The sequence below is a fragment of the Streptomyces sp. ISL-96 genome (assembly GCF_018614035.1).
In the GTDB taxonomy this organism is placed as follows: domain Bacteria; phylum Actinomycetota; class Actinomycetes; order Streptomycetales; family Streptomycetaceae; genus Streptomyces.
Map to the genome: position 1 here is coordinate 35,955 of NZ_JAGGPA010000060.1, position 21,384 is coordinate 57,338.

Annotated in this window: 22 protein-coding genes; 9 read left to right on the forward strand and 13 right to left on the reverse strand. The window is 71.2% G+C overall.

From position 1 onward, the window contains the following. Positions 1-2: 2 nt before the first annotated feature. The 3 genes from J7E96_RS30545 to J7E96_RS30555 all read right to left on the reverse strand — a co-directional run bounded on the left by J7E96_RS30545 (position 3) and on the right by J7E96_RS30555 (position 3,369). Complete coding sequence (locus J7E96_RS30545; RefSeq protein ID WP_215136040.1) at positions 3-1,517, reverse strand: GAF domain-containing sensor histidine kinase; 1,515 nt, start codon at positions 1,515-1,517, stop codon at positions 3-5. Between the two features lie 54 nt (positions 1,518-1,571). Then, a complete protein-coding gene (locus J7E96_RS30550) occupies positions 1,572-2,609 on the reverse strand; it encodes a rod shape-determining protein (RefSeq protein WP_215136042.1) in 1,038 nt (345 codons plus the stop codon). Positions 2,610-2,781: 172 nt separating this feature from the next. Beyond that, the gene (locus tag J7E96_RS30555; RefSeq protein ID WP_215136044.1) at positions 2,782-3,369 is read right to left on the reverse strand and encodes a hypothetical protein; all 588 of its coding nucleotides are present in this window, start codon (positions 3,367-3,369) and stop codon (positions 2,782-2,784) included. A 112-nt stretch (positions 3,370-3,481) separates the two neighbouring features. On the opposite strand from J7E96_RS30555, the gene J7E96_RS30560 reads away from it, so the two are divergent. Next, on the forward strand, positions 3,482-4,366 hold the full coding sequence (locus J7E96_RS30560) for a hypothetical protein (protein ID WP_215136046.1): 885 nt from the start codon (positions 3,482-3,484) through the stop codon (positions 4,364-4,366). A gap of 28 nt (positions 4,367-4,394) precedes the next feature. On the opposite strand, the gene J7E96_RS30565 is transcribed toward J7E96_RS30560, so the two are convergent. Then, positions 4,395-4,817 carry a MarR family winged helix-turn-helix transcriptional regulator gene (locus J7E96_RS30565; RefSeq protein ID WP_215136048.1) on the reverse strand — a complete coding sequence of 141 codons (423 nt, stop codon included), beginning with the start codon at positions 4,815-4,817 and terminating at the stop codon, positions 4,395-4,397. Positions 4,818-4,910: 93 nt separating this feature from the next. Between J7E96_RS30565 and J7E96_RS30570 the strand changes: the two genes are divergently transcribed. Beyond that, entirely contained in the window at positions 4,911-5,930 is a 1,020-nt protein-coding gene (locus tag J7E96_RS30570) for an NADP-dependent oxidoreductase (protein WP_215136050.1), read from the forward strand. Positions 5,931-5,997: 67 nt separating this feature from the next. Beyond that, entirely contained in the window at positions 5,998-6,426 is a 429-nt protein-coding gene (locus tag J7E96_RS30575) for an organic hydroperoxide resistance protein (protein WP_215136052.1), read from the forward strand. Between the two features lie 118 nt (positions 6,427-6,544). Here the strand turns inward: J7E96_RS30575 and J7E96_RS30580 are convergent, their stop codons facing one another. Next, complete coding sequence (locus tag J7E96_RS30580) at positions 6,545-9,139, reverse strand: M14 family zinc carboxypeptidase (protein WP_215136054.1); 2,595 nt, start codon at positions 9,137-9,139, stop codon at positions 6,545-6,547. Positions 9,140-9,230: 91 nt separating this feature from the next. On the opposite strand from J7E96_RS30580, the gene J7E96_RS30585 reads away from it, so the two are divergent. Further along, positions 9,231-9,734 (forward strand): GNAT family N-acetyltransferase, encoded by a 504-nt coding sequence (locus J7E96_RS30585; protein ID WP_251070671.1) that lies wholly within the window; start codon positions 9,231-9,233, stop codon positions 9,732-9,734. A gap of 13 nt (positions 9,735-9,747) precedes the next feature. After that, a complete protein-coding gene (locus J7E96_RS30590) occupies positions 9,748-10,539 on the forward strand; it encodes an EI24 domain-containing protein (RefSeq protein WP_215136056.1) in 792 nt (263 codons plus the stop codon). Here the strand turns inward: J7E96_RS30590 and J7E96_RS38585 are convergent. Next, positions 10,529-10,678 (reverse strand): hypothetical protein, encoded by a 150-nt coding sequence (locus tag J7E96_RS38585; protein ID WP_308296211.1) that lies wholly within the window; start codon positions 10,676-10,678, stop codon positions 10,529-10,531. The genes J7E96_RS30590 and J7E96_RS38585 overlap by 11 nt on opposite strands. Before the next feature lie 63 nt (positions 10,679-10,741). Then, positions 10,742-11,086: a carbon-nitrogen hydrolase family protein gene (locus tag J7E96_RS38590; protein WP_308296210.1), complete on the reverse strand. Its 345-nt coding sequence runs from the start codon at positions 11,084-11,086 to the stop codon at positions 10,742-10,744. Between the two features lie 58 nt (positions 11,087-11,144). Between J7E96_RS38590 and J7E96_RS30600 the strand changes: the two genes are divergently transcribed. Further along, a complete protein-coding gene (locus J7E96_RS30600) occupies positions 11,145-11,753 on the forward strand; it encodes a LysE family translocator (protein WP_215136058.1) in 609 nt (202 codons plus the stop codon). A gap of 8 nt (positions 11,754-11,761) precedes the next feature. On the opposite strand, the gene J7E96_RS30605 is transcribed toward J7E96_RS30600, so the two are convergent. From J7E96_RS30605 to J7E96_RS30620, 4 genes are read right to left on the reverse strand one after another with little or no spacing between them, the layout of a single operon-like run. Continuing rightward, on the reverse strand, positions 11,762-12,166 hold the full coding sequence (locus tag J7E96_RS30605; protein WP_215136060.1) for a DNA-binding protein: 405 nt from the start codon (positions 12,164-12,166) through the stop codon (positions 11,762-11,764). After that, complete coding sequence (locus J7E96_RS30610) at positions 12,163-12,423, reverse strand: hypothetical protein (protein WP_215136062.1); 261 nt, start codon at positions 12,421-12,423, stop codon at positions 12,163-12,165. Before J7E96_RS30610 ends, J7E96_RS30605 begins: the two co-directional genes overlap by 4 nt. 10 nt (positions 12,424-12,433) lie before the next feature. Beyond that, positions 12,434-13,687: a pyroglutamyl peptidase gene (locus tag J7E96_RS30615; protein ID WP_215136064.1), complete on the reverse strand. Its 1,254-nt coding sequence runs from the start codon at positions 13,685-13,687 to the stop codon at positions 12,434-12,436. Between the two features lie 52 nt (positions 13,688-13,739). Beyond that, positions 13,740-14,315 carry a TetR/AcrR family transcriptional regulator gene (locus tag J7E96_RS30620; RefSeq protein ID WP_215136066.1) on the reverse strand — a complete coding sequence of 192 codons (576 nt, stop codon included), beginning with the start codon at positions 14,313-14,315 and terminating at the stop codon, positions 13,740-13,742. 196 nt (positions 14,316-14,511) lie between these two features. Here J7E96_RS30620 and J7E96_RS30625 point away from each other — a divergent pair, with 196 nt between their 5' ends. After that, positions 14,512-16,938 carry a beta-glucosidase gene (locus J7E96_RS30625; RefSeq protein WP_215136093.1) on the forward strand — a complete coding sequence of 809 codons (2,427 nt, stop codon included), beginning with the start codon at positions 14,512-14,514 and terminating at the stop codon, positions 16,936-16,938. Positions 16,939-17,064: 126 nt separating this feature from the next. Here the strand turns inward: J7E96_RS30625 and J7E96_RS30630 are convergent, their stop codons facing one another. Both J7E96_RS30630 and J7E96_RS30635 read right to left on the reverse strand, forming a co-directional pair. Next, positions 17,065-18,030, reverse strand: a complete 966-nt coding sequence (locus tag J7E96_RS30630; protein ID WP_215136068.1) for an aldose epimerase family protein — start codon at positions 18,028-18,030, stop codon at positions 17,065-17,067. A 20-nt stretch (positions 18,031-18,050) separates the two neighbouring features. Then, positions 18,051-18,977: an SGNH/GDSL hydrolase family protein gene (locus J7E96_RS30635; protein ID WP_215136070.1), complete on the reverse strand. Its 927-nt coding sequence runs from the start codon at positions 18,975-18,977 to the stop codon at positions 18,051-18,053. A 305-nt stretch (positions 18,978-19,282) separates the two neighbouring features. On the opposite strand from J7E96_RS30635, the gene J7E96_RS30640 reads away from it, so the two are divergent. Continuing rightward, complete coding sequence (locus tag J7E96_RS30640) at positions 19,283-19,777, forward strand: DUF3145 domain-containing protein (RefSeq protein ID WP_028811169.1); 495 nt, start codon at positions 19,283-19,285, stop codon at positions 19,775-19,777. Positions 19,778-19,877: 100 nt separating this feature from the next. Beyond that, positions 19,878-21,359, forward strand: coding sequence for a PQQ-binding-like beta-propeller repeat protein (locus tag J7E96_RS30645; protein ID WP_251070680.1), 1,482 nt, complete (start codon positions 19,878-19,880; stop codon positions 21,357-21,359). Positions 21,360-21,384 lie beyond the last annotated feature (25 nt).

Here is a 21,384-nt window from a genome sequence, read left to right on the forward strand (position 1 = left end):
CGTCAGATCGGCGCCTGCCAGCTCACCGTCGTGCCGCCGCCGTCCTCGGCCGTCCCGTCGTACGTCACCGTCAGCCGTACGCCGTCCCGCCCGTCCGGCAGCTTCGCCTTCGCGTCGACCTCCACCCTGACCGCCGTGACCCGCGACCGCCGGTGCGCCGCCGCCAGCGCGCCGCGCAGCTCGGCCAGCAGCCGCCGGCCCACCGGTTCCGGAACGAGGGCGTCCACCGCGCCCGTGAAGTGCACCGACGGCTGGAAGCCCAGCAGCGTGGCCGCGCCGGCCGTCTCGCGCAGGACCCGGCCCCGGAAGGTGGCGGGCGCGTCCGCCGGGGGCTGTTGCAGCGCGAAGATCGTCGTCCGTACCTCCTGGATGGTGGAGTCGAGCTCGTCGACGGCCGCGCCGAGCAGTCCGGCGAGGCCGACGTCCGCCCCGGCCGCCCGCCGCCGGGTGGACTCCAGCATCATCTCGGTGGCGAACAGCCGTTGTACGACCAGATCGTGCAGGTCTCGTGCGATCCGGTCGCGGTCCTCGAACACCGCCAGCCGCTCCCGGTCCTGCCTGCTGTCCGCCAGGACGAGCGCCAGCGCCGCCTGCGACGCGAACTGCGAGGCGAGCAGCCGGTCGACCGCCGTGTACGGCGGACCGCCGCGCCGCCTCGGCAGGGCGAGCGTGCCGATCAGCTTGCCGCCGCTCCGGAGCGGCAGCATCATGCTCGGCCCGAAACGGGCCCGTACGTGCGTGGTCATCCGCTCGTCGGTCGCCGAGTCCTCGACGAACACCGGCTCCCCGCCGAGGAGTTGTTCCAGGACCGGGCTGCCGGGCTCGATGACCGTACCCATCAGATCGGCGGGGTCGTCGAGGGTCGAAGCAGCGACGATCTCCATGCCGCCCCCGGCGGTGGGCTGGAGGACCACGCCCGCCGAGGCGTCGGCGAGGATACGGGCCTGGCCGGCCACGGTCATCAGCGCGTCCTCGGCACTCTCGCCGGTCAGGAGGGCGGTGGTACAGGCGGCGGCGCCCTCGATCCAGCGCTCCCGCCGGCGGGCCGTCTCGTACAGCCGCGCATTGCCGATCGCGATGCCCGCCTGCGACGCGAACACCCGCAGCAGCGCCAGGTCGTCCGCTGTGAAACGAGGGGTCGTTCCCCGCGCACCCCGCTTCTCGGTCAGGCAGAGAGAGCCGAAGGCCTCGGCATGGACCCGGATCGGGACGCCGACGAAGGACAGCGGGCGCGGCTCCTGGAGGAGGTGGCCGATCAGGCCGGTGCGCCCGTCGGACAGCCGGCCGATGCGCTCCCGGGTCTCCTCGTCGATGCCCGAGGTGAACAGCTCGGTGATGTTGCCGCGCTCGGGGTCGACGACCCCGAGCGCGCCGTACCTGGCACCGGCCAGCTCGGTGGCGGTGTCCACGATGTGCTGGAGGGTGGCGTGCAGTTCGAGCTCGGAGCCGACGTTCAGCACGGCCTCCAGCAGCATCGGCAGCCGGGACGCCGCACTTGCCCCGCTCTCCGGGTTCATGGCGGCCGCTCCGTGCCCGCGCCGTGCTGCTCAGAGGACGTCTCAGTGGGCGTCTCAGTGGCTGATCGGGTCGAGGACCATCGGCGCGATCTTGCCCTCCAGCATCGCCCCGAGCCCGAGCACGGAGCAGACGTCCGGCCGCTCCGCGATCTGCACCGGCATGCCCGTCGCGTCGCGCAGCATCTGGTCGAGGCCCGGCAGCAGCGCGCTGCCGCCGACCATCATGATCCCGCGGTCGGCGAGGTCGGCGACCAGGTCGGGCGGGCAGTCGCGCAGTACCTTCCCGATGCCGTCGAGCACGGCGGTGAGGGGCGTGTGGATGGCCTGGCGCACGGCGGCGGTGTCGACGTGGACGGAGCGGGCGAGGCCGGTGGCCACGTCCCGGCCGTGGATCTCGGTGGAGGCCGGGCCCTCCGCCGTCAGACCGTTGCCCCTGAGCGCCAGCTGGAGGGGGCGTACGGACTGGCTCGGCAGCATCAGCTCGTGCTGGTGGCGCAAGTGCTGGATCACGGCGTGGTCGATGGCGTTGCCGCCGACCGGGATGCGCTGGGCGGTGACGATCGAGCCGAGTGAAAGCACCGCCACCTGGGTGGTCGCCGCCCCGCACACCATGATCATGGTGGCGGACGGCTGTTCCACCGGCAGCCCGCAGCCGACGGCCGCGGCGATGAGGGTGTCGACGAGCTCGACGCGGCGCGCGCCGAGTCCGATGAGCGTTTCGACGGCCGCGCGCTGGGCGAGCGGGTCGCTGTCGTGGGGCGTGCAGGCGGCGGCGCGCAGCCGTGGCTTGCGGCGGAGCTGGCGCCGGAGCTTCTCCCCGATGAGGTGGCGCAGCATGCGCTGGGCCATTTCGATGTCGACGACGGTGCCGCCGGAGACGGGGCGTACGACACGGATGTAGTCGGGCGTACGGCCGGTCATCTGTTCGGCGAAGGCACCGACGGCGATGAGCGCGCCGGTGCGGGTGTTCACGGCGGCCACACTCGGCTCGTCGACGACGAGCCCGACACCCTTCACGAAAACCCGGGTCCTGGCGGCCCCGAGATCGACGGCGATATGGCAACGGCGCAACTGCTCAAGACTGACGGTCACGGCAGGTTCTCCCGAGAGCGCTGACGGACCGGCGGGTGCCGGTCCTGCTTCGCATCGTGCGGGGGCCGGTGGCCGGGCGCGCGCTGGGTGAGCCGGTCGGGCGTACGAGCTGACACCGTGCCAGGGGCGGGTGGACGCCCGGCCGCGGCCTTCTGCGCCGGTCCGGCCTAGGTTACGGGCCGTCAGGAAGGCCGACGCGCTGCAGCAAACCCCAGGTGAACTCCGCGACGCACGGTTTACCGTCGGGCAGCGTCAGCCCGAGCCGCCACCGGGTCGGCGCCGTTCCCTCCATCGGGCGAGCCGGCGGGAAGGCGCGGGCCACCTCGTCGACGGTGCACGACCACGGGCGCAGGTCGTCGGCCGTACGCAGCTCGGGGGCCGGGGTGCCGGGGGCACGTACCAGCCATTCGTTCCATACGGCGCCACCCGGCGCGGTGAGCACCTCGAAGCGCAGGCCGGGCCAGAGCGGCACCGGCCAGGTCAGGGCGTCGCACTCCAGGTCGCCGATCCTGCGGCGTACGGATGTGTCGGGCGGACCCAGCACGGAGCGGTAGCGCGCCACGGAGCCGCGCGCCCGCGGCGAACGCACCATGGCCTGCCAGCGGCGATTGGCCTCGCGCATGTCCGCGAGCGTCACTCCGAGCTCGCGGCGGGCGTCCTCGACCAGGTCGGGCTGGTGGTCGGCCATCCGGCGCAACAGCACCAGCTGGAAATCGAGCGGCCCGAAGGGATGTGTGCCCGGATGCGTGCCCGTATGCATACGTCCATCCTGCCCTGCCCTGCTGACACGCCGTGGTATACGCGCTTCCACACAAGATTCTCACAGGACCGGTTCCCGATGTTGACCGTGGGACGCATAGCCTGCGTGCGCCATGGACTACTGCTACTCCTGCCGCAGGCACCTCAACGGCGCTCTGGCCTGTGCCGGATGCGGAGCCCCCGTCGGTGACCTCGGCCACGCCGCCCCCGAGGCGCCCTCGGAACACGACGCCCGTCACGACGGCCACCACGCTGGTTATGGCCACGACGACCGTTACGACAGCAGTGACCACTACGACGTTGACGACGGTGACTACGGTCACGAAGAAGCCGCCGCCGCGCCCGCCGATCCCGCCCCGGCCGCCGCCCCCGGCCGCGCCGCCCGGCGTGCGAATAGTGCCCGCAGGGCCCGTAGTGCCCGCAGGGCGCACCGTCGCCGGGGCCGCAAAGCGGTCCTCGTCTGCATGGGCCTGGTGCTGGCCGGCGGCGTGCTGAGCCTGGCCGAGCTCGCCACGGAGTCCGGGGGCGAGGGGTGGGTGTCCGGTGCCATAGACGGTGAGGACGAAGCCGAAGGCGAAGGCGACGGCGAAGGCGACGGCGAGGGTGCCGCGAGCCGGCCGACCGCGGCCGGTGCCGGGGGGACCGCCGGCACCGGCGGGACCGGGAGTGTGGAGGTGGATCCGTCGGCGTCGGCGCGTTCCGCCTCGGCCTCGGCCTCCGCCTCGGGCAGCAGCTCGCCGTCCGCCAAGCCTTCGAAGTCCGCGTCGGCGAAGGCCACGGACGCCGCCACCGCCACCGCAACCGCGTCCAATCCGCAGTGGGCGCCCGGTGGCGCGCCGTCGGAGCCGCGGGGCGGCGCGTCGTCCGCTCCCGAGCCCGCGCCGCCGCCCCCACCGCCGCCGGCGTCGTCCGCGGACCCGGACCCCGCACCCGATCCGACGCCGCCGCAGCCCACGCCGACCGAGACCTGCGACCAGTTCCTGTGGTGGTGCACCTGAGCCGGAACCGGCCCGGCTGACCCGAGGGTCAGTGCCCGAGCATCCGTTTCAGCAGGTCACGCAGCGCGGTGCGCTCGTCGTCCGACAGCTCGCCCAACGGTTCTCGCGCGAAGCTCAGCGATTCGCGCAGCCTGGCCGCGGTCCGCAGCCCGTCCTCCGTGGCGGCGGCGAGTTTGACGCGCCGGTCGGCCGGGTCCGGCTGCCGCTCGACCAGCCCGCGCGCTTCCAGCCGGTCGACGATGCCGGTGACATTCGACGGCTCGCACTTCAATTTCTTCGCTATGCGCCGCATGGGCATCGCCTCGATGGACAGCAGCCCCAGCACGCGCGCCTGGGCGCCGGTGAGTGCGTGCTCGGCCGCGGCCTCGTCGTACTCCTCGTGGTAGCGGGACACGACCTCGCCGATGAGCTCGACGACTTCGAGGGTCAGAGGGTCTGTACGAGGGGCCATGCATGCCATCCTACCCATTTACTTGACAATCTTAAATATCCAGGCGCATGGTTGTTTCAGTACATGAAGCTTTTCCAAGGAGGTCGCACCCCCATGACCGCACTGCCCACGACCGGCCGCTCCTGGCACCTCGTCGCCCGCCCGCACGGCTGGCCCAAGCCGGAGGACTTCGTGCTGCGCGAGGCCCCCGTGACCGAGCCGGCCGAGGGTCGCATCCTGGTCCGCAACCTCCACTTCTCGGTCGACCCCTATATGCGCGGCCGGATGAATGACGTGAAGTCGTACGTCCCGCCCTTCAGGCTGGACCAGCCGATGGACGGCGGCGCGGTCGGCGAGGTCATCGCCTCCGCCGACGAGCGGTTCGCCGTCGGCGACCACGTCCTGCACGGTCTCGGGTGGCGCGAGTACGCCGACGTACCCGCCAAGCACGCGACCAAGGTCGACGCCGCGCTCGCCCCGCTCTCCGCCTACCTCGGCGTCCTGGGCATGACGGGCCTCACCGCCTACGCGGGCCTCTTCGAGGTCGCCTCCTTCAAGGAGGGCGACGCCGTCTTCGTCTCCGGCGCGGCCGGCGCCGTCGGCAGCCAGGTCGGCCAGATGGCGAAGCTGCGGGGCGCCTCGCGCGTCATCGGCTCGGCGGGCTCCGACGAGAAGGTCAAGCACCTCGTCGAGGACCTCGGCTTCGACGCCGCCTTCAACTACAAGAACGGGCCGGTCGCGGAACAGCTGCGCGAGGCCGCGCCGGACGGCATCGACGTCTACTTCGACAACGTCGGCGGCGACCACCTCGAAGCCGCCATCGGCTCACTGAACGTGCACGGCCGCGCCACCATCTGCGGCATGATCGCGCAGTACAACAACACGGAGTCCACACCGGGCCCGCGCAACATGGCGCTGATCATCGGCAAGCGACTGCGGCTCCAGGGTGTTCTGGTCGGCGACCACACCGCGCTCCAGCCGCAGTTCGTCGAGGATGTCTCGGGCTGGATCCGCACGGGTGAGCTCAAGTACAGCGAGACGGTCGTCGAGGGCATCGAGAACGGCTACGACGCGTTCGTCGGTCTGCTGCGTGGCGAGAACACCGGCAAGATGATCGTTTCGCTCACCCGATAAGCTCGCCATCAGCCGTCGCGGTCGTGGGCGCGAGTCGCGGCGTACAAAGCAGGAGGAATACCTCAGCATGACCATTCTCGACATAGACGTGAAGTACACCGCTGTCGCCACCGCCGAGAACGGCCGTGACGGCCGCGTCGCGACGGACGACGGCAAGCTGGACGTTGTCGTCAACCCGCCGAAGGAAATGGGCGGCAGCGGCGCCGGCACCAACCCGGAGCAGCTCTTCGCCGCCGGTTACAGCGCGTGCTTCCAGGGTGCGCTGGGTGTTGTCGCGCGCAAGGAGAAGGTGGACATCTCCGGCTCGACCGTGACCGCGAAGGTCGGGATCGGCTCGAACGCGAACGGTGGCTTCGGGCTTGAGGTCGCGATCAGCGCGAGCATCCCGAACGTGGATGAGGCGACTGCGCGGGATCTGCTGGAGAAGGCGCACCAGGTGTGCCCGTACTCGAACGCGACCCGTGGCAACATCAAGGTCGAGCTGGCGCTCGTCTGACGCCGGACGCCGCTCGCACTGCGTGCCCCCCGAAGGGCCGCACCCCGCGCAAGGGGTGCGGCCCTTCGCCGCAGCCGCCGGAGGGGCTGGACGGGTGCGGGGCGATCCTGATCCCGGATCAGCCCGCCGAGTTCATCAGCGCCCGCCCGACCTGCGCGAAAGCGCCCTTCGGGTGCGCCCGGAACAGCGGCTCCGTACCGAACAGCACGACACCCGCGCCGCCCTTCGCCGACGTACCGCTGACGACAGCCGCCTTGCCGGCCGCGTCCCGCGGCCCGCCGCCGCCGTCCTGCGCCGCCCGCCAGTGGCCCGACACGAGCGGGTTCCCGGCGCCGTACGACTGGTCGACGCGGACGCCCGGACCGAGGTCGGTGAACCACATCGGTGAGTAGACGAAGGTGTGTTCCGGCGCGCCGCCCGTCACTGGACCGCCCGCGTTGACGACCCGGACGACGCCGTTCGCGTCCCCGTTGCCCTCGACCGGCTTTGCCGCCAGCAGCCCGGCTTCGGCGTTGAGCGCCGCCCCCGCCGAGCCGCGCCCGACCACGCCGCCGCCCCCGGCGACGAACGCGTCGAACGCGCCGCGCGCGGCCGCGTCGAGCTTCCCGTACTCCAGCCCGGACGACACGAACAGCACGTCCGCCGCGGACCAGTCGAACGAGCCGGCGTTGAGCGCCGCCGTCGAGACCGGCAGGACCTCGAAGCCCATCTCGCGCAGCGCGAACAGCTCGCCGGGTGTGACCGCCGCCACGACCCGCGTGCGGTGCAGCGCGGCGACCCCCTTGGCCTTGGTGGCGTGGAAGGCGACGCCGAACCGGCCCGCGAGCGTGGCGGCCTTCTTGCGGGCCGAGGCGGGCACGAGCACGCTGCCGTCGGCCGTACGCCGCACCTGAACCCCGTCCCGGAGCAGGGAGTTGAGCGCGGCCAGCTCCCGGGGATCGTCGAGCCGCAGCGAGAGGTCGCCGCGCGGAGCGACGTAACCGGCCGGCGACGCGGCACGGACCGTACGCCCCGGAACATCCACCCCACCCGGAGCCTTCTGCACCTTCTCCACGCTCGCGCCCCACAGCAGACCGAGGCTCCAGCCCGAGATGTCGTACATCGTTGAGACGTCCGCGCTGATGTCCCGGCCCTCGTGCAGGATCACATTGGCCAGACCCCGCTTGGGCTGGCGCATGTCGACGACGTACGAACCGGCCTCGTACGACCGCCCGCCGAGCCGGAAGTCCCGGCGCGCGCGCTCGACCCGCACGTCATTGGCGACCAGGTGGTCGACGAGCCGGGCCGCCGCCGTCGCGGAGCGCTGACCGCGCCCCGCCGGGACGACGTACGCCCGCGGGAAGTCCGTCGTGTAGACGTCCTCCGGGCCGATCCCCGGCACGCCCGGAACCGTCTCCTGCGACACCGGCACCTGCGCGGCACCCACCGAGCCGCGCCGGAACGTCTCGATCTGGTCGGCCACGACCGAAGACCGCTTCTCGGCCGTGTAATCGAGGGTCGCGCGCATCGCCGCGCCCGCTATGTCCGTATTGATAGCGGCCCTGCGACGCAGCTCAGTGACCGGCAGCGTGTCGTACGACCGGTTGTTGACCTGCATCGGGAACTCGACCGTGTGCGCCGCGACCGCGCCCTGGAACGGCATGTACTGCGGCGTGAAGATCGGCGGCCAGTCGTCCCAGCCCTCCTCCTGGTCGCGGAAGGGGATGACGGCGGGCTCGACGCCGTCCTTCGCCGCCGTATAACCGAGGCCGTTGACGGCGGCCTCCATCCCCAGGGCGTTGGCGTAGGAATTCTTGAGGAAGAGGTCGTACTCGTAATTCTCGCCGTGCGGCGGGGTCGTCGGCTCGATCAGCGTGCCGTTGACGTACCCGTGCAGGTCGATCATGACGGCCGGCTGCTTGTCGATGGCGATCTGCCGGATCGCGCGCGCCTCGGGCTGGGTGGCGGTGATGAAGTCCCGGTTGAGGTCGAAGCCGTTGGCGTTCGCGCGGGTGCCCGCGATCCGACCGTCGGGATTGGCGGTCACATTGAGATAGATACGGGTCTTCGCCAGCAGGTCGGCGGTCTTGCGGTCCTTCGCCTTCGCCAGGTCCTCGATGAGTTCGAGGGCGGCGTCCGTGCCCTCCCACTCATTGCCATGGATGTTGTTGTTGATGAACACCGGTGCTTTGTAAGAGGCCTTGATACGCCGGTCCTTGGCGGCGGCGGCCGGCGAATTCTCAATGATCTCCCGCATCCGCTCCTGCTCACGGGCCTCGCGGTCGCTCTCCGGCGCGGTGAGCGTCACCAGATACAGCTGATGCCCGCCGGCGGACCGCCCGGCGACCTCGACGCTGACGCGATCGCTGCCCAGCTTCTGCAGCTCGTTGAGCTTGGGGGCGATGGAGTGGTACGGCGTGAGGCCCAGCTTGATGGACTTGTCGGCTGGATTCGGTGCGGGCGGGGTCAGGTGGGTACGGCGCGGATACCCGCCGCCGCCCTGCCGCGCACCGGCGGACGCCCGTCCGGCGTCGAGCGCCGTCGCGGCGGCGCCCGCCGGGGTACGCGCCGCCTGCCCCTGCCCGGCGGCGGCCCGCTCCCGGTGAACGCCGTGCCCGTCACCGCCGCCGGGAGGAGGGCCGGGCTGGGCGGTGGCGGGGACGGGGAAGAGCAGGACTGCGGACGCCATGGCGGCGGTGGTGATGAGAAGAGGTCTTGGTATGCCTGTGCCCATGCGTATCTCCGGGTGCGTCGGAAGCGATCAGAGATGATCGGTACGCAGGGTCTACCTGTCGAATCCCGCAACTACAAGGGGGCGTTGAGCCATGCCGACTCTGCCGATGAACGCGAACCTGACACGACTGCGCGAGGATCACGCCCAGGCCCTTCTCGCCTTCGAGCTGGAGAACCGCGCCTACTTCGCGCGGTCCGTGCCCGACCGCGGCGACGACTACTTCACCCACTTCCCGGCCCGGCACGCCGCCCTGCTCGCCGAGCAGGACACCGGCCTGTGCCACTTCCACCTGCTCCTGGACGACCACGGCACGGTCCTCGGTCGCGTCAACCTGGTCGACGTCACGGACGGAACCGCCGACCTCGGCTACCGCATCGCCGAACACGCCACCGGCCGCGGCCTGGCCGTCGCCGCCGTACGGGAAATCCGAGCACGCGCCGCCACCGAATACGCCCTCACCGCCCTCACCGCCGCCACCACGACCGACAACCCCGCCTCCCACACGGTCCTGACCCGCAACGGCTTCGTCCCGGTCGGCGGCATCGACCTGGACGGCAAGCCGGGTACGCGGTATCAGCTCCGCCTCGGCCAGTAGATAGGCTGTTCGCATGCGTGATCTCGGGGTTGGCTTCGGTTATCTGATGAAGGGCCAGCGGTGGGTCGGCCGGCACGGCAAGTCCTACGGCTTCGGGCTGCTGCCCGGCCTGGTGACCTTCGTGCTGTACGTCGGTGCCCTCATCGGGCTCGCCTACGGCGCCGACGACTTCACCGCCTGGGCCACCCCCTTCGCCGACGACTGGGGCTCGCCCTGGCTCGGCCTCTTCCGGGGTGCGCTGACCGCCCTGCTCTTCGCCCTCGCGCTGTTCCTCGCGGTGATCACCTTCACCGCCGTGACGCTGCTCGTCGGCCAGCCCTTCTACGAGGAACTGTCCGAGCGCGTCGACCGCTCCGTCTCCCCCGATGGCACCGCCCCCGAGTCCGGCCTCCCGCTGATCCGGGAACTGTGGATCTCCGCCCGCGACAGCGTGCGCGTCCTCAGCCGGGTGGTGCTGTACGGCGTTCTGCTCTTCGCCTGCGGTTTCATCCCCGTCGTCGGCCAGACCGTCGTCCCTGTGGTCGGCTTCTGCGTCTCCGGGTTCTTCCTCGCGGAGGAGCTGGCGGCGGTGGCCCTCCAGCGCCGCCGCGTCGAGCTGAAGCAGCGCCTCACCCTGCTGCGTGGCCGCCGCCTGCTCACCCTCGGCTTCGGCGTCCCGCTCACCCTCGCGTTCCTCGTGCCGCTGGTCGCCGTCTTCCTGATGCCGGGCGCGGTGGCCGGCGCGACGCTGATGACGCGTGACCTGCTGGAGGAGCCGTCGGCCGACGCGGACGACGTGGCGACGCTGCCGCCCCTCACGGCGTAGGTACGCCGGCCGGCACGAGGCCCGCCGCGTCCGGCGCCGCCTCGGCCAGAACCGTACCGTCGGGTCCCCACACCGCGCTCAGCCCGCAGCCGTCGTCCGGCCCGGCCGGGCCCACGTGATTGGCCAGGACGACGTACAGCCCGTAATCCTTCGCGAGTGAGGGATAGACGGCGAGGCGCTGCCGTTCACCGTTGCCCTTCCACTACAGCGAACTCGCCAGATAGACGAGGCACTTGTCGTCAGCCGCCCGTTCCGCGACTTCCGGGAAGTGGTTGTCGAAGCACGTCGCCAGCGCGAAGCGCACACCGTCCAGCTCGAACCGCCCGTCGCCCGTGCCCGGCGCGAAGACCTCGCGCTCCTGCTCGTACAGGTGCTGCTTGTCGTAACGGGTGAGCAGTTCGAGCTCGTACCCGGTCAGGGCGAGTTCGGCGAAGACGGTGACGCGTGCTCCGCGCCCGGCGGCTTTCCGGACATACGCCGCCATCCGGCGCGCGTTCGCGTCGACGGAACCGGGCTCGGACGTGAACTGTGCCGCTGCGACCAACATGCGGACCATTATCCGAATAGCGCTTGATCGGCCGACGCGGGGCGGCAAACATCACCCCATGACAGAAGTGATAGCCGTAGCCGTCATCACGCTCCTCGCGGTCATCAGCCCGGGCGCCGACTTCGCGATGGTCGTCCGCAACAGCTGCCTCTACGGGCGTACGACCGGCCTCTTCGCGGCAGCAGGAGTCGCCGCGGGAGTCCTCGTCCACGTGACGTACACGATGCTCGGCGTCGGACTGCTGATCGCCTCGTCGACCGAGCTCTTCACCGCGATCAAGCTGGCGGGCGCGGCGTATCTCGTCTACATCGGTGTGCGGACCTTCATCGCCCGCTCCGACCTCACCGTCGACCTGGACTCGAAGCCGGAACTCGGCCCGCTCGGCGCGCTGCGCTCCGGCTTCCTCACCAACGTCCTCAACCCGAAGACCACCCTCTTCGTCGTCTCCACCTTCACCCAGGTGGTCGGCCCGGAGACCCCGGTGTGGCAGCAGGCGGGCTACGGCCTGTTCATGTCGGCCGCGCACTTCGGGTGGTTCGGCGCGATCGCGCTCTTCTTCTCCGACTCCCGGCTGCGCACGGCCATGCTGCGCCGCCAGAAGGCGCTCAACCGTGCCATCGGCTCGGTACTGGTCGGCCTCGGAGTCACCCTCGGCTTCGCCCGCTGAGTGGTGCGTCACACCTTGACGACGCGCACCCGTGGTCCACACAGCATGGTGATGTCCCCGGGGTCTGAACTCAGGACGACGACGGGTCCGGGGCACCCGAGCGCGGTCGCCGAGAGGATCGCGTCGAGCGCGTACTTGTGGCCGTGGAGACCGGCTATAGCGAGCAGCTTGGATGCGGCTCGGGAGATGTCGTCGCTGACGGGCACCAGGTCGATGCGCGACAGCACCCAGTCGAACCGTGCCTGACGTACGCCGGGGTGCCGGGCCTCTACCGGTGTGACAGTGCTGGTCACGACGTGCGCGCCGTTGTCCCGTGCGCGCCGGACCAGCGCTGTGACCCCACGGTCGTCATTGACCAGCTTGGAGAGGCCCTCGCAGTCCAGGACGAGTGTGCCGACGAGCGGAGCTGTCATGCCGCGGATCGGCCCTCGTTCCGGTGCTCGGTGGTGTCTGCGAGCAGAGCGTCGGCGCGCGCCAGCTCATCGTCGGTGAAGGCACCGTGGCGGGACTCGTGATCGTCGACGATCTCGGTCAGCTTGTCCATGGCGACGCGGTCTCTGAGGGCCTCCGTGACATAGGCGGAGAACCCGCCGGGGCCTACCTGGGCGCGGACGGTCTCGGCGAGGTCTTCCGGGATGCTGATCGAGTACTTGCGTGTGGTCCCACTCATGCCATCAATGTTACCACCGTTGGTGGCATAGGGCCGTGACTACGATCGCCCGCACCTGCGCGACGATGTCCAGCCGGTTGCGTACGAAGTCCGGGTCCGTCACCTCGGTCGTGTTGCCCGCCCCGAACTGGAGCACCGGCGTGTGCACATGGCCGCCGGGCAGGTCGTCCAGGCCCAGGCGGTCGCGCAGCAGCGTCGCGCGGTACGCGATCTCGTTGGAGAGGTAGTCGCCGCCCCCGCCCGCGCGGGCGGTTGAGCCGGCGGTCGGACCGCCCGGCCGGACCACGGGAGCCGTCGCGCCCGCCGGGATCTCGGTCACGGAGGTGTTGTCGTACACCGGGAAGCGGCCGGTGTCCGCGGCCACGATCTCCCTGTACGGAAGCGTCGTCGCCGTCCACTGCGGCTGCGAGGCCGGATCGCTCACCGGAACGGTTTCCTTGCGCGAGACGTTCTCATTGTCCGGGAAGCCCCCGCGCCACGCCCCGTTGAAGCGCTCGACGTCGATCCGCCCGACCCTGCCCTGGCTCACGGTGGCGAAGAGGTCGAGGTGCGGCAGGTGCGGGCGCAGCGTCCGCTCGACCGTGCCGTCGGCGAAGTCCTGCCACCGGACGGGGAAGACGGCCGTCTCGATCCGCGCGGGGCCGTCGGCCGTCCGTACGACCGTGCCGTCCAGCGCGAGCGCCGTCGCGCCCGACGGGTTGCTGATGCGCACGTCCCGGTCCAGCGTGAACGGGTCGAAGCCGGTGACGAGCACCCGCTTCATGCCCTTGCCCGCCGGGAAGCGGATCGCGTCCTGGCCGCGCGACGACCGCTCCAGCCGGTCGAGCAGCTTCACCCGCGCCGCCTCGCCGATCCCGAACGGCGCCTGCCACTGGCGCAGTTCGAGCGTCATGCCCAGCCGCGCCCAGTACAGCGGCCGGTCGTCGTCCCGGCTCAGGTCTCCGCCCGCCGGGCCCCTGCCCTGCGCCCGGTCCACGGCCCGCTGCCACAGCCGCGATCCGTGCCGTACGACGGCCCGCTCGGCAGCGGCGTACGACCGCGCCTCGCCCAGGGTCTCGGCGAAATCCGCCGCCACGGTGTCGAACCCGCTGCGCCGCAGGATCTCCTGCGGGGCGGCCCGCTCCAGCCGCTGTTCCTCGACGGTCGCCGCAGGGGTTGCCTTCGGCTCCGCTGCCGCTGCTGCGGGCAGCACCGCGAGAAGCGGCGACGCGAGGGTGATGAGAGCAAGGCCAAGTGACGCGTGGCGGGGGCGTATCGGTGACACGGTGATCCTTCCGTCGGGTGGCGGAAGTATTTCGGTACGCCCGTGACTTGCGCTACGGGGCGGGCGAGCGTCGCAGTAGGGAGAGGAAGTCACGGAAGGCGGCCGGCATGTCCACCGACCGCGGGTCGAGCAGCCACTGGTACTGGAGCCCGTCCATGACCGCCACCAGCAGCGGCGCCGCCTGTTCCGGCGTGAGCCCGCCGGGCAGCACATCGCCGTATTCCGTACGCAGGGCGGCCGCCATGCCGGCGCGGACCTGGGTGTAGCGGTGGGTGAAGAAGTCCCGCGCCGGATGGTCCTCGGTCACGCTCTCGCCGAGCAGCGCGGAGAAGGTCTGCACGATGCCGGGACGCATCGCGTTGTACTCCACGAGCGAGTCGAGCAGATCCAGCCGCCACGCCCCCGCGCTGCGCCCGGAGCCGCCGGTGTCCCACTGGTCGCGCTCTTCGAGCACGGCGACGAGCAGGTCGTCTTTCGTGGGGAAGTAGTGGAGAAGCCCCTGCTGGGTCAGGCCGACGCGCTCGGCGACCGCGCTGAGCGACGCCCCCCGGTAGCCGCGTTCGGCGATCACTTCGAGGGTCGCGCGGAGAATCTCCGCCCGTCGCTCCTCGCTCCTGGCCCTTGCCATCGTCCTGGTTCCTTCCCCTGTTTGCCTGCTGGCAGGACGGTACGCCATCCCGTCGCATCACGAATGAATAACAAACCCTACCGCTCTACAGGTAAACGCGTGACGATGGAGGAACCGGAGACACCCAGCAGGACTTCAATGAGGAGGTACGTCCGTGGCAGCCGAACCCACCACCCAGGACACCGACCCCGACCGGATGCGCGAAGAGGCCGTCGAAGCGGCCCTCGGCAAACTCGGTCTCGACGCCAAGGCGAAGCTGCTCGGCGGCCAGGACATGTGGTCGCTGCCCGCGCTCCCCGAGATCGGCCTGCGGTCCCTGGTCATGTCCGACGGCCCGGTCGGCGTGCGCGGCGTCCGCTGGACCGCCGACGACCCGTCGATCGCACTGCCGTCTCCCACAGCGCTCGCCGCGACCTGGGACCCGGAGCTCGCCCGCCGCGCCGGCCGCCTCCTCGCCCAGGAGGCCCGCCGCAAGGACGTGCACGTCCTCCTCGCCCCGACCGTGAACCTGCACCGCTCGCCGCTCGGCGGCCGGCACTTCGAGTGCTACTCCGAGGACCCGTACCTCACCGGCGCGATCGGCTCCGGTTACGTGAAGGGTGTTCAGGACGGCGGCGTCGGCACCACCGTCAAGCACTTCGTCGCCAACGACGCCGAGACCGACCGCTTCACCGTCGACAACATCATCACCTCGCGCCCGCTGCGCGAGCTGTACCTGGCGCCCTTCGAAGCCATCGTCAAGAACGCCCACCCCTGGGGCATCATGGCGGCGTACAACCAGGTCAACGGCGTGACGATGACCGAGCACCGCTACCTCCAGAACGAGGTGCTGCGCGGCGAGTGGGGCTTCGACGGCTACATCGTCTCCGACTGGATGGCCGCCCGCTCCACCACCGGTGACATCGAAGGCGGCCTCGACGTCGCCATGCCGGGCCCCACCACCGTCTACGGCGACGCGCTCGCCGGCGCGGTCCGCGCGGGCAAGGTCGACGAGGCCGTGGTCGACGACGCCGTACGCAACGTCCTGCGGCTCGCGGCCCGCGTCGGCATCCTGGAAGGCGCCCCGCCCGTCGTCACCGAACTGCCGGAGACGGTCGACGGCCAGGCGCTGGCACGCGAGGTGGCCTCCCGCGCCTTCGTCCTCGTACGCAACGAGAACCACACCCTCCCCATCGACCCCTCGCAGACCCGCAAGCTCGCCCTCATCGGCGCGGCGGCCCGCGACGCGCGCGTTCTCGGCGGCGGGTCCGCCACCGTCTTTCCCGAGCGCGTCGTCGCCCCTCTCGACGGCCTCGCCGCCGCGCTGTCGGACGCCACGCTGACGTACGCCGTCGGGGCCGACCCCAGCGACGAACTCAGCCCCGCCGCCAAGGGCTTCGCCCTCCACGCCGTCTGCCGCGACGCCACCGGCGCCGTCATCGGCAGCCGCTCGCTCCCCGGCGGTCAGGTGCAGTGGATCGGCGACGACCTGCCCGACGGCGTCACCTACGGGACCCTCCACAGCGTCGAGGTCAAGGGCACCTTCACCCCGCGCGAAAGCGGCGAGCACGCCTTCGGCACGCGCGGCCTGGGCGCCTTCACCCTGACCGTCGCCGGCGAAGTCCTCTACGACGGCGTTCAGGCGATGTCCGACGCGTCCGACCCCTTCGAGGCGTTCTTCGGCGCCCCGGCCGAGCGCGGCCGCGTCCACCTCACTGCGGGCGAACCGGTGGAGGTCTCGCTTGTCCACCCCGTCGGCGCGACGGACGACGCGCCGCTTCCGGCGGTCATGTTCTCGTTCCTGCACGGAGCGCCGCAGCGCGACGCCGACGAGCTGATCGCAGAGGCCGTCGAAGCGGCGCGGGACGCCGACACCGCGGTCGTCGTGGTCGCCACGACCGAACGCGTCGAGTCTGAGGGCTTCGACCGTACGGACCTGAGCCTCCCGGGCCGCCAGGACGATCTGGTCCGCGCGGTGGCCGCCGCCAACCCGAACACCGTGGTGATCGTCAACTCCGGTTCACCGGTGGAGATGCCGTGGCGGGAGGACGTGGCCGCGGTGCTGCTCAGCTGGTTCCCCGGCCAGGAGGGCGGCGCGGCACTCGCCGACGTGCTGCTCGGCGTGGCCGAGCCGGGCGGGCGGCTGCCGACGACCTGGCCGGTGGCCCTGGCCGATGTTCCGGTTACGGAGGTTGTGCCGACGGACGGCGAACTGCACTATAGGGAAGGGCTGTTCGTCGGATACCGCGCCTGGGACAAGGCGGGCGTCGCGCCGGCGTACGCGTTCGGGCACGGCCTGGGCTACACCACTTGGGAGTACGAGTCCCTGGAGGTGACCCCGGCGACGGCCAAGGTGCGCGTACGCAACACCGGGCACCGCACCGGACGCGAGGTGGTCCAGGTCTACCTGGCCCCGCTGGCGGACTCCGTGGAGCGGCCGGTGCGGTGGCTGGCGGGGTTCGCGAGCGTTGAGGTGGGGGCGGGGGAGTGGGCGGAGGCTGAGATCGCGCTGCCGCCCCGTGCGTTCGAGATCTGGGACGAGCGGTCCGACAGCTGGTCGTTCGTCCCCGGTGTGTACGAGGTTCGAACCGGCCGTTCGATTGCCGACACGCGCCTGACGGCGACCCTGGACCTCCAGGGCTGAGCTCCTGCGGGGGCCTTTTCCCCACCCCGCCTCTTCCCGAACCGGGGCTCCGACCCCAGGCCCCGCTCCTCAAACGCCGGACGGGCTGAACAATCAGCCCGTCCGGCGTTTGAGAACAGGCCCGCACTACTCCCCCCGCACCCCGAACCCGTACACCGTCGCCGAAGTGAAGACCTCGCCCGGTCGCAGCACCACGCACGGGAACTCCGGCCGGTTCGGCGAGTCGGGGAAGTGCTGGGTCTCCAGCGCCACCCCGTCGAACCCGTCCGGCGTATACACCTGCAACCCCGGCTCCGTCGTGGCGACCGTCACCACCCGCCCCGACCCCGGGTCGTACAGCTCGCCCACCACCTCGGCCCCGCCCGTAACACCCTTGTCCAGCACGAAGTTGTGGTCGAGCCCGCCACCCAGCACCCGCGCTTCCCGGAAGTCGAACCGTGACCCCGCCACCGCCCGGATCTCCCCGGTCGGTATCCCGCCACCGTCCACCGGCGTCACCGCCCCCGCCGCGAGTCGCAGCTCGTACGGGCCGCCACCCCCGAGACTCCAGTACGTGTGATTCGTCAGATTCACCACGGTCGGCGCGTCCGTCACCGCCCGGTAGTCGATCCGCAGCGCCCCGCCCTCCTCCAGCGTGTACGTCGCCGAGACCTCGACGCGCCCGGGGAAGCCCTCTTCGCCGTCGGGGCTGATCCGCGAGAGCCGCACCCCGTGCGAGGAGAGGGACTCCGCGTCCCAGACCCGCTTGTCGAAGCCGCGCTCGCCGCCGTGCAGGCTGTTCGGGCCACCGTTGCGCGCCAGGGTGTACGTCCGCCCGTCCAGCGTGAAGGACCCGCCCGCGATCCGGTTCGCGTACCGCCCGACCAGCGCCCCGAAGTACGGGCCGGGACATTCCAGATAGCCCGCGAGGCGATCGAATCCGACCGCCACGCCGCCCACGCGCCCGTCCCGGTCCGGCACCTCCACCGACTGGACGATCCCGCCGTACGTCAGAACGCGCACCACCACCCCGTCCCGTTCCAGGACCCAGCGGTGGACGGGTGTGCCGTCGTCGAGTGTGCCGAAGAGTTCCCCGTCGAGTTCCGCGTTCATGATCCGAGAGCCTAAGCGACTTACGCCGGAGGCTCCTTGGCCGTGATATTCCGGTACGCGATCTCCGCCAGCCGCTGCTGCCCGTTCTTGCTCGGGTGGAACCAGTCCCACTGGCTCAACTGCTCGCCGGTGAACCGGTACTCGAAGACCGCCCCGCCGTCGTACCGGCAGCGCGCGTCCCGCCCGCACACATCCCTCAGCACCTTGTTGTACGCCACGACCCGCTCCTGCACCGACTCGCGCCGCGCCACCGCCACCGCGTCCATCGCGTCCGGGGAGCCCAGCATCGACTGGCAGATCCCCAGCTTCCAGATCTGCTTGCCCAGCGCGTTCCCGCGCCCCTCGGACCACAGCCGTTTCAGATCGGGCACGCTCGACACGTACAGCTGCGACTTGGGCAGCTCGCTGCGCAGCTTCTTCACCGACGTCTCGAAAAACGTCCGGAAATCAGCCACCGACGTCATGTGCGACACGTCGTCACGGCAGGCGTCGTTCGCCCCCACCATGACCGTCACCAGCTCCGGCTTGTCCGCGACCGCCCGCGTCATCTGCTCCGGCAGCTCGGCGATCCGCGCCCCCGACTTCGCATGGTTCCAGGTACGCCCGACCGCGCCCGCCTCGCCGAGCAGCCGCCACGCCACGCTGCGCACCGTGGCGTCCGTACCTGTCGCCCACGACACCTCGGGGCAGTCCGCGAGTACCGTGCACGCGTCGAAACCGCGCGTGATGGAATCGCCGACAGCCGCGATGGACGCCGGGCTGCGGTCCCAGATGAACGTGGGCTTCGGGGAGGGCCGGCGCGCCGCCTGCGAGGCGCCCCCGTCCGCGTCGTCCGCCGCGTCGCACCCGGTGAGCGCGCCCAGGAGGACGAACAGCGCCGCCGTCGCGGTGGCGACGGCGGCGCGAGACCGGCGCTCGCGGCGGCATGGTCGGCGGCGTACCCGCATCCCGTGATCCCCTCGATGGCGTCGTACTGGCGTCCTGCCGAGTGAAAGCTTCGTGTTTCCGGCCCCCCGGACCGACAGTACGTCACCCGTCGGACGCCGCCGCACGGTAGTTTTTCCCCGTCGAACCAGCAGCCCTCACCCATCCGGGGCTCCGGTAAATTACATCACGTCACATACTGTCCCTTTTCAGGAGATTAACTCCCGATGCTGTTTACTGTTGACAACCTCGGGAGCCGACCGGGAAGAGGCGGTACGGGCGCGAGGCCGCTGGGGAAGGCGAACCTCGTCCCACACTGGAGGTCCCGGTGACGACACGTGGAGTTCTGTACGTTCACTCCGCACCGCGCGCGCTGTGCCCGCACGTCGAATGGGCAGTAGCGGGCGTACTCGGCGTGCGGGTAAATCTCGACTGGATCAGACAGCCGGCCTCGCCCGGCACGTGGAGAGCCGAGTTCTCCTGGCAGGCCCAGCCGGGCACGGCCTCCAAACTCGCCTCCGCCCTGCGCGGCTGGCACCTGCTGCGCTTCGAAGTGACGGCCGAACCGTGCCCCACGGCCGAGGGCGAGCGCTACAGCTCCACCCCCGGCCTCGGCATCTTCCACGCCGTCACCGGAATGCACGGCGACATCCTCATCCCCGAGGACCGGCTGCGCGCCGCTCTCGCGCGCTCGGTGGGCGGCGAGACCGACCTGGAGGCCGAGGTCGCCAAGCTCCTCGGCAAGCCGTGGGACGACGAACTCGAACCGTTCAGATACGCGGGCGAGGGCGCCCCCGTCCGCTGGCTCCACCAGGTCGTCTGACGCCTCCGGCCGCCCCTGCTTACCGCGCGGATCCGGCGCCGGATACATTCCGCCCCACAGTGCACAGCGAGTGCACCACCTGTGGGGGTTGCTTGTGAGTATGCGACCGGCGGTCGGAGTCGCCGCTGTTCTGTTGTCATCGGTCGTGCTCTGCTGGGCCGTTCTTTTCCACGGACTGGGATGGACGGCGCTGTACCGGGAGAGCGGCGGCTCCTGCACCCGGGCCGAGTGCCCGGAGGGCCTGGTCACCGTGCTTCTCCTGGCATTCGGGTTCTCCTTCGGCGGTATGGCCCTCCTGGCCTTCGCGCTCGGGAAGGCGACGTCGCCGGGCCGAGGGGCTGTTGTCGCCGCCGTGGTGGCCGGAGTACTGGCCGGCCTGCTGCCCGGCTGGTTCGGCTATCAGTGGATACGTGGCGAACAGGGGAAAAACGACTCGCCGGTGAAGGCCGCCGAACCGCTGGAGATGGCCTGGCAGGCGCCGCTGGACCGCCCCGCCACGGTCAAGGGCTTGCGCGGCTGGTCCGTCGGCGACAGCGTCGTCCGGGTCCGTACCGACGGCCTCTCCGCCTACGCGGTGAAGGACGGCAAGGAGCGGTGGAACGTCACGGCGCCGGTCCGCGAGTCCGTGTGCGCCCGCAGCGCGCACCCGTCCAAGGGCATAGGCCTGGTCGCCTACGGACGCCACCTCAAGCCCTGCGCGACCCTCGCCGCCGTCCGGCTCGACGACGGCGCCACGCTGTGGAAGCAGACGCTCAAGGGCGAAGGGATCGGCAAGGGCATCGCCCTCGGCGGCGCGACCGCCGTCGCCCTGGAGGACGGAGCGGTACGCGGACGATCGGCCGAGTCCGGCGGCGAACAGTGGAAGCGGCCGCTGCCGGAGCGCTGCGAGGCACTGGCCGTGGGCGCGACAGCGGCCCGCACGCTGGTCGTCGAGGAGTGCCGCCCGGCGAAGACGGACGGCGTCGTCACCGCACGGCTCCTAGCCCTCGACACCGCCACTGGTAAAGAGGAGTGGGCCACGAAGCTGCCGGTGGAGAGCGCGGGCACGGCGTCCGTGTACTCCGTCGAACCGGCTGTGGTCGGCTTCCAGGAGACCGACGACCGGGGCACCCGCGCGGTGCTCACCTTCGACGAACGGGGCACCGTGCGCACGGCCCTGCCGTTCTCCGGCCGGCTGGGTGACCTCGACGTCAGACGGTCCGACGCCGACCTGATGACCGAAGGTCCCTTCGTGGCGGGCGACACGCTGGTCGCCGCCGTGCAGAAGCCGGGCGACACTCTGCCCCAGTACGTCGCCGGCTACTCGATCACGGACGGCAGGGAGCTGTGGCGTACGGGAGAACTCGGCGTCATCGGCGCACTCACCCTCCGGCCCGACGGCCGGGTGGCGGCGCTGACCGCCGGATGGCCCCGCTCGGACATCGTCGTACTCGACCCCGCGGCGAAGGGCGCTATGCGGAAGACGTCGCTGGGCAAGGAAGCGCCGGTCTCGATCGACGCCGAAATGCTCGCGGTCCGCGACGGCTATGTCGTCATCAACCGGTACACCGACGGCGAACCGCCCGTCTTCGCCCTGCGCTGACCTGGCGTGAGGAACGACGAAGGCC

Bases quoted from the DNA above. Each gene is read 5' to 3' on its own strand.
- J7E96_RS30635 (WP_215136070.1), bottom strand. From the start codon at position 18,977: ATGCGGGTACGCCGCCGACCATGCCGCCGCGAGCGCCGGTCTCGCGCC.
- J7E96_RS30610 (WP_215136062.1), bottom strand. From the start codon at position 12,423: ATGAGTGGGACCACACGCAAGTACTCGATCAGCATCCCGGAAGACCTC.
- J7E96_RS30570 (WP_215136050.1), top strand. From the start codon at position 4,911: ATGACCGCACTGCCCACGACCGGCCGCTCCTGGCACCTCGTCGCCCGC.
- J7E96_RS38590 (WP_308296210.1), bottom strand. From the start codon at position 11,086: ATGTTGGTCGCAGCGGCACAGTTCACGTCCGAGCCCGGTTCCGTCGAC.
- J7E96_RS30630 (WP_215136068.1), bottom strand. From the start codon at position 18,030: ATGAACGCGGAACTCGACGGGGAACTCTTCGGCACACTCGACGACGGC.
- J7E96_RS30625 (WP_215136093.1), top strand. From the start codon at position 14,512: ATGCGCGAAGAGGCCGTCGAAGCGGCCCTCGGCAAACTCGGTCTCGAC.
- J7E96_RS30560 (WP_215136046.1), top strand. From the start codon at position 3,482: ATGGACTACTGCTACTCCTGCCGCAGGCACCTCAACGGCGCTCTGGCC.
- J7E96_RS30555 (WP_215136044.1), bottom strand. From the start codon at position 3,369: ATGCATACGGGCACGCATCCGGGCACACATCCCTTCGGGCCGCTCGAT.
- J7E96_RS30605 (WP_215136060.1), bottom strand. From the start codon at position 12,166: ATGACAGCTCCGCTCGTCGGCACACTCGTCCTGGACTGCGAGGGCCTC.
- J7E96_RS30600 (WP_215136058.1), top strand. From the start codon at position 11,145: ATGACAGAAGTGATAGCCGTAGCCGTCATCACGCTCCTCGCGGTCATC.
- J7E96_RS30580 (WP_215136054.1), bottom strand. From the start codon at position 9,139: ATGGGCACAGGCATACCAAGACCTCTTCTCATCACCACCGCCGCCATG.
- J7E96_RS30565 (WP_215136048.1), bottom strand. From the start codon at position 4,817: ATGGCCCCTCGTACAGACCCTCTGACCCTCGAAGTCGTCGAGCTCATC.
- J7E96_RS30545 (WP_215136040.1), bottom strand. From the start codon at position 1,517: ATGAACCCGGAGAGCGGGGCAAGTGCGGCGTCCCGGCTGCCGATGCTG.
- J7E96_RS30590 (WP_215136056.1), top strand. From the start codon at position 9,748: ATGCGTGATCTCGGGGTTGGCTTCGGTTATCTGATGAAGGGCCAGCGG.
- J7E96_RS30585 (WP_251070671.1), top strand. From the start codon at position 9,231: ATGCCGACTCTGCCGATGAACGCGAACCTGACACGACTGCGCGAGGAT.
- J7E96_RS30620 (WP_215136066.1), bottom strand. From the start codon at position 14,315: ATGGCAAGGGCCAGGAGCGAGGAGCGACGGGCGGAGATTCTCCGCGCG.
- J7E96_RS30575 (WP_215136052.1), top strand. From the start codon at position 5,998: ATGACCATTCTCGACATAGACGTGAAGTACACCGCTGTCGCCACCGCC.
- J7E96_RS30645 (WP_251070680.1), top strand. From the start codon at position 19,878: ATGCGACCGGCGGTCGGAGTCGCCGCTGTTCTGTTGTCATCGGTCGTG.